The 5,785-nt window shown below is 62.2% G+C and carries 6 protein-coding genes; all 6 read left to right on the top strand.

All coding sequences use genetic code 11. From position 1 onward, the window contains the following. Positions 1–155 precede the first annotated feature (155 nt). Genes fmdA through HX815_RS31345 form a run of 6 tightly spaced genes read left to right on the top strand, consistent with a single transcriptional unit; the run spans position 156 to position 5,746 of the window. Positions 156–1,385, top strand: coding sequence for a formamidase (gene fmdA / locus HX815_RS31320; RefSeq protein WP_003218608.1), 1,230 nt, complete (start codon positions 156–158; stop codon positions 1,383–1,385). 2 nt (positions 1,386–1,387) lie between these two features. Continuing rightward, a complete protein-coding gene (locus tag HX815_RS31325; RefSeq protein WP_008432727.1) occupies positions 1,388–1,735 on the top strand; it encodes a zinc ribbon domain-containing protein in 348 nt (115 codons plus the stop codon). Positions 1,736–1,750: 15 nt separating this feature from the next. Continuing rightward, entirely contained in the window at positions 1,751–2,794 is a 1,044-nt protein-coding gene (locus HX815_RS31330) for an aliphatic amidase (protein WP_177029490.1), read from the top strand. A gap of 3 nt (positions 2,795–2,797) precedes the next feature. Then, positions 2,798–3,754 (top strand): AAA family ATPase, encoded by a 957-nt coding sequence (locus HX815_RS31335; protein WP_177029491.1) that lies wholly within the window; start codon positions 2,798–2,800, stop codon positions 3,752–3,754. Between the two features lie 50 nt (positions 3,755–3,804). Then, positions 3,805–4,368: a DUF2239 family protein gene (locus HX815_RS31340; protein WP_008432729.1), complete on the top strand. Its 564-nt coding sequence runs from the start codon at positions 3,805–3,807 to the stop codon at positions 4,366–4,368. A 22-nt stretch (positions 4,369–4,390) separates the two neighbouring features. Then, positions 4,391–5,746, top strand: a complete 1,356-nt coding sequence (locus tag HX815_RS31345; protein WP_003218590.1) for an MATE family efflux transporter — start codon at positions 4,391–4,393, stop codon at positions 5,744–5,746. The last annotated feature ends 39 nt before the right edge of the window (positions 5,747–5,785 follow it).

Here is a 5,785-nt window from a genome sequence, read left to right on the forward strand (position 1 = left end):
GCCGCTGTAAGAGCGGAACCGATATCAGCCATCACCCAAAAAACGGATATGCCCCCCAACCCCAAAGACGCATACGTCATCCAACGTATTCCCCGCCCAACCCCATCCCCGTGAGACTGCTCCCGACAGCCAACCCACCCTCCGGGAGCACCTCGATGACCGACACCCTGATCAAAGTCGACCTCAACCAACCCGTCACCGAAAACGAACAGATCCACAACCGTTGGCACCCGGACATCCCGATGGCTTGCTGGGTCAAACCCGGCGATGACTTCATCCTCGAAACCTACGACTGGACCGCCGGCGCCATCAAGAACAACGACGACGCCAGCGACGTGCGCGACGTCGACCTCTCCACCGTGCATTACCTCTCCGGTCCGGTGGGCGTACACGGCGCCGAACCCGGCGACTTGCTGGTGGTCGACCTGCTCGACATCGGCGCCAAGGCCGACTCCCAGTGGGGCTTCAACGGCTTCTTCTCGCGCCAGAACGGCGGCGGCTTTCTCACCGATCACTTCCCCAGCGCGCAAAAAGCCATCTGGGATTTCAAGGGCATGTTCACCAGCTCCCGGCACATCCCGGGCGTCAATTTTGCGGGCCTGATCCACCCCGGCCTGATCGGCTGCCTGCCCGACCCGGTGATGCTCGCCGACTGGAATCGTCGCGAGCAGGAGCTGATCGATACCAACCCGACCCGCGTCCCACCCCTGGCCAACGCGCCGCTGGCCGCCACCGCGCACATGGGCAAACTCAAGGGCTCGGCCCGTGATGATGCCGCCGCCACCGGTGCCCGCACCGTGCCGCCCCGTGAGCATGGCGGCAACTGCGATATCAAGGATTTGTCCCGCGGCTCGAAGATCTATTTCCCGGTGTACGTCAACGGCGCCGGCCTGTCGGTGGGCGACTTGCACTTCAGCCAGGGCGACGGCGAAATCACCTTTTGCGGCGCCATCGAAATGGCCGGCTGGGTGCACATGAAGGTCGAGCTGATCAAGGGTGGCATGGCCAAATACGGGATCAAGAACCCGGTGTTCAAGCCAAGCCCGATCACCCCGAACTACAAGAACTACCTGATCTTCGAAGGCATCTCCGTCGACGAACAGGGCCAGCAGCATTACCTGGACGTCAATGTCGCTTACCGCCAGGCCTGCCTGAATGCGATCAACTACCTGACCAAGTTCGGCTACTCGCCGGCCCAGGGGTATGCGTTGCTCGGCTCGGCGCCGGTGCAGGGGCATATCAGCGGCGTGGTGGACATCCCCAACGCCTGCGCGACGTTGTGGCTGCCGACTGAAATCTTCGAGTTCGACATCAACCCCAACGCCAGCGGCCCGACCCAATTCCTCGACGGCAGCATTGACCTGCCCATCGCTCCGGACCTGTAGCCATGCCGACCTACGAATATGCCTGTGAGTCCTGCGGCACCTTCACGATGCTGCGGCCCATGGCCCAGCGTCACGAACCCAGCCAATGTCCGTATTGCGACGGCCCGGGCGGGCAGTTGCTGCTGTCGGCGCCGGCGCTGACCACGCTGTCGGCCAATCAGCGCAAGGCCATAGCCGGTAACGAGCGCAGCGCCCATGCGCCGCAAACCGTCGGCGAATATCAGGCAGCGCGCAAGCACCCGGCGGGCTGCAGTTGCTGTGGCACCAGCAAGCCGGTGGTGCCGAGCAAGGCCAACCCGCTGGGGCTCAAGACCAGGACCGGGCCACGGCCCTGGATGATCAGTCACTGACCGAGGAGATTTGCAATGCGCCATGGCGACATTTCCAGCAGCCCGGATACGGTCGGCGTTGCTGTCGTGAACTACAAGATGCCGCGCCTGCACAGCAAGGCCGAGGTCATCGATAACGCGAAGAAGATTGCCGAGATTATTGTCGGCATGAAGCAGGGTTTGCCCGGCATGGACCTGGTGGTGTTCCCCGAATACAGCACCATGGGGATCATGTACGACCACGACGAGATGATGGCGACCGCTGCGAGTATTCCCGGCGAGGAGACGGCGATTTTCTCCGCGGCCTGTCGCCAGGCCAATACCTGGGGCGTGTTTTCCCTGACCGGTGAACGCCACGAGGAGCACCCGCACAAGGCGCCGTACAACACGCTGGTGCTGATCAATAACCTCGGCGAGATCGTCCAGCGTTATCGCAAGTGCATTCCGTGGTGTCCGATCGAAGGTTGGTATCCCGGCGACCGCACCTACGTGTGCGACGGGCCCAAGGGCATGAAGGTCAGCCTGATCATCTGCGACGACGGCAACTACCCGGAGATCTGGCGTGACTGCGCGATGAAAGGCGCCGAGCTGATCGTGCGCTGCCAGGGCTATATGTACCCGGCCAAGGAGCAGCAGGTGCAGATGTCCAAGAGCATGGCCTGGGCCAATAACTGCTACGTGGCGGTGGCGAATGCGGCGGGGTTCGACGGGGTGTATTCATACTTCGGGCACTCGGCGATCATCGGCTTCGATGGCCGTACCCTGGGCGAGTGCGGCGAAGAAGAGATGGGCATTCAGTATGCCCAGCTGTCGGTGTCGCAGATCCGCGATGCGCGGGCCAACGACCAGTCGCAGAACCATCTGTTCAAGCTGCTGCACCGTGGCTACACCGGCATGCATGCCTCGGGCGATGGGGACAAGGGCATGGCGGATTGCCCATTCGAGTTCTATCGCACCTGGGTGCTGGACGCGCAAAAGGCCCAAGAGAATGTCGAGGCATTCACTCGCAGCACCGTCGGTGTCGCCGAATGCCCGGTGGGGCAGTTGCCCCACGGCGGTAAAGAAAAAACGGCGGGTTGAGGCATGCGGTTTACTTTTGAACCGGCCCAGGTCATGGCCTTGCTGCGCAGCCGTATCGTTGGCCAGGACGCAGCCCTGGCCCAAATGGAAGGGTTGCTCAAGGTGGTCAAGGCCGATATCGGTGAGCGTGAGCGGCCGTTGAGCGTCAACCTGTTCATGGGGCCTACCGGGGTCGGCAAGACGGAAATTGTCCGGCTGCTGGCCCTGGCCTTGCACGGGCGTGCCGACGGGTTCTGCCGCATCGACATGCACACCCTGGCCCAGGAGCATTACGCCGCTGCCTTGACCGGGGCGCCGCCGGGTTACGTCGGCAGCAAGGAAGGCATCAGCCTGTTCGACAGCGAACTGATCCAGGGCAGCTATAGCCGCCCCGGCATCGTGTTGTTCGACGAGTTGGAAAAGGCCAGCCAGGAAGTGGTGCGCAGCCTGTTGGGCATTCTTGAAAACGGCCAACTGACGTTGGCGGGTGGTGCTCGCACGCTGGACTTTCGCAACAGCCTGATCTTCATGACCAGCAATATCGGTGCACAACAGGCGCGTCGCCATCGACAGCGATTTACCCCGTTGCGCTGGTTGAGACGCGGGGAGGCGGCGGTGTTGGAGGACGCCTTGCACAGTCACTTCGAGCCGGAGTTTCTCAATCGCATCGACCGTATCCTGATGTTCGAGCCCATCGACCATCAATGGCTTGAAGCGCTGCTTGAGGTGGAACTCGGCAAACTCAATCAACGCCTGGCGACGCAGCAGCGGTCACTGGTGCTGGATGAGTCGGCACGGGTGTGGTTGTGCCGCGACCATGATGTACGCTTTGGTGCCCGTGCCTTGGGCCGCCGATTGCGGGTGGAACTTGAGCCGGCGATTGCCGAATGCGTATTGCGCGACCCGGGTGTGGGCCCCATGGGCGCGACTGTCGACAGTGATCGTTTGGTGGTTTCGCAACAAGCGGCTTGCAACAAATAAATTCCAAGCTAATATAACCCGGGTAAAACAATATATTCCGGGTAAAAGTCATGAGCGCATCACACTGCACCGCTTTCCTTGGCCACCAACGCGTGGCCGCCGGCTCTTATGCCGACGTCGCCAAAAACCTGAAAAGCCTCGACCTGGCGACGGGCAGCTTGCTGGTGTTTGATGACGCCAGCGGTGTTCAAGTCGACTATCCCTGGCCCGCCGGTTACGCACCGCAGCAACCGACCGTCGCGGTGACGGAGGCCGACGTGCCGGCGTCACCTACTGTAGGCCGTCCGAAGCTGGGGGTGGTCGCCCGTGAAGTGACCTTGCTGCCGAGGCACTGGGAGTGGCTGGGACAACAACGCGGCGGCGCCTCGGCGGCCTTGCGCCGGTTGGTGGACGAAGCGCGCAACGCCCATGCCGAGCACGATGAGCGGCGCCAGGCGAAGGAGTCCAGCTATCGTTTCATGAGCGCCATCGGCGGCGACCTGCCAGGTTTTGAAGAAGCCTCGCGGGCGTTGTTTGCCCAGGACGGCGCGGAATTTTCCAACAAGATCGCGCACTGGCCGGTGGATGTGAAGTTGTACCTGGCCTGGTTGTCACGCAACGCTTTCCCTGCCTAATTGCATTGAGATCCGAACCTTCATGGAAGTCACCCAGCAACGACCGTTGTGGCAGATCTACCTGATCTTTCTGGCACCCATGGTGCTGTCCAATTTCCTCCAGAGCTTTTCCGGCACGCTGAACGGGATCTATGTCGGGCAGATGCTCGGCACCCAGGCGTTGGCGGCGGTGTCGGGGATGTTCCCCATCGTGTTTTTCTTTATCGCCCTGGTGATCGGCCTGGGGGCGGGCGCTTCGGTGCTGATCGGCCAGGCGTGGGGCGCGCAGGAAACCTCGATGGTCAAGTCGATCACCGGCGCCACCCTGACCCTCGGCGCCCTGATCGGGGTGATCGCGGCGGTGCTGGGCAGCGTGTTTGCGCGCCCGGCAATGCAGGCCCTGGGCACACCGGTGGATGTGCTGGATGACGCGGTGGGTTATGCGCAGATGATGATGCTGATCATGCCGCTGTTGCTGGTGTTTATCCTGTTCACCCAACTGCTGCGGGGCGTGAGTGACACGGTGTCGCCCTTATTGGCGCTGATGGTGTCGACCACCGTGGGCCTGGTGCTGACCCCTGCGCTGATCAAGGGTTGGCTGGGCCTGCCGCCGATGGGTATCCAGAGCGCGGTGGTGGCGGGGTTGGTGGGTAATGCCCTGGCGATGACGTTCCTGGTGCTGCGCCTGCGCCATAAAAACCACGTGATGGCGCCGGATCGCCAGTTGATGGCGGCGCTGCGGCTGGATCGGGTGATCCTGGGCAAGGTCCTGCGTATCGGGTTGCCCACTGGGTTGCAGATGGTGGTGCTGTCGTTGTCGGAGCTGGTGATTCTGGCGCTGGTCAACAGCCATGGTTCCCAGGCGACGGCGGCGTATGGGGCGGTGACGCAGATCGTCAACTATGTGCAGTTTCCGGCGTTGTCGATTGCGATCACGGCGTCGATTCTGGGGGCGCAGGCGATCGGGGCGGGGCGCCTGGAGCGGATCGGGCCGATCCTGCGTACGGGGATTTTGATCAACCTGTGCCTGACGGGTGGGTTGATAGTGCTGGGGTATGTGTTGTCGCACTGGCTGTTGGGGTTGTTCATTACCGACGTGGATGCGCGGGTCAAGGCCGAGCACCTGCTGCATATCATGCTCTGGAGCATCCTGGTGTTCGGTTTTCAGGCCGTGGTGGGCGGGATCATGCGGGCCAGCGGGGTGGTGCTGGTACCCGTGGGGATTTCGATCGTGTGCGTGTTGGGGGTGGAGTTGCCGGTGGCGTATCTGCTGAATGCGCGGTTTGGGCTGGAAGGGGTGTGGATGGCGTTTCCGGTGACGTATCTGGCGATGTTGGGGTTGCAGACGGCTTATTACCGGCTGGTTTGGCGGCATAAGCAGATCAAGCGGTTGGTGTGAGGTTTTTTTGGGGGGCGTGTACATATCCGTTATTTAGGT

This window comes from Pseudomonas sp. E6002 (genome assembly GCF_013385565.1).
In the GTDB taxonomy this organism is placed as follows: Bacteria; Pseudomonadota; Gammaproteobacteria; order Pseudomonadales; family Pseudomonadaceae; genus Aquipseudomonas.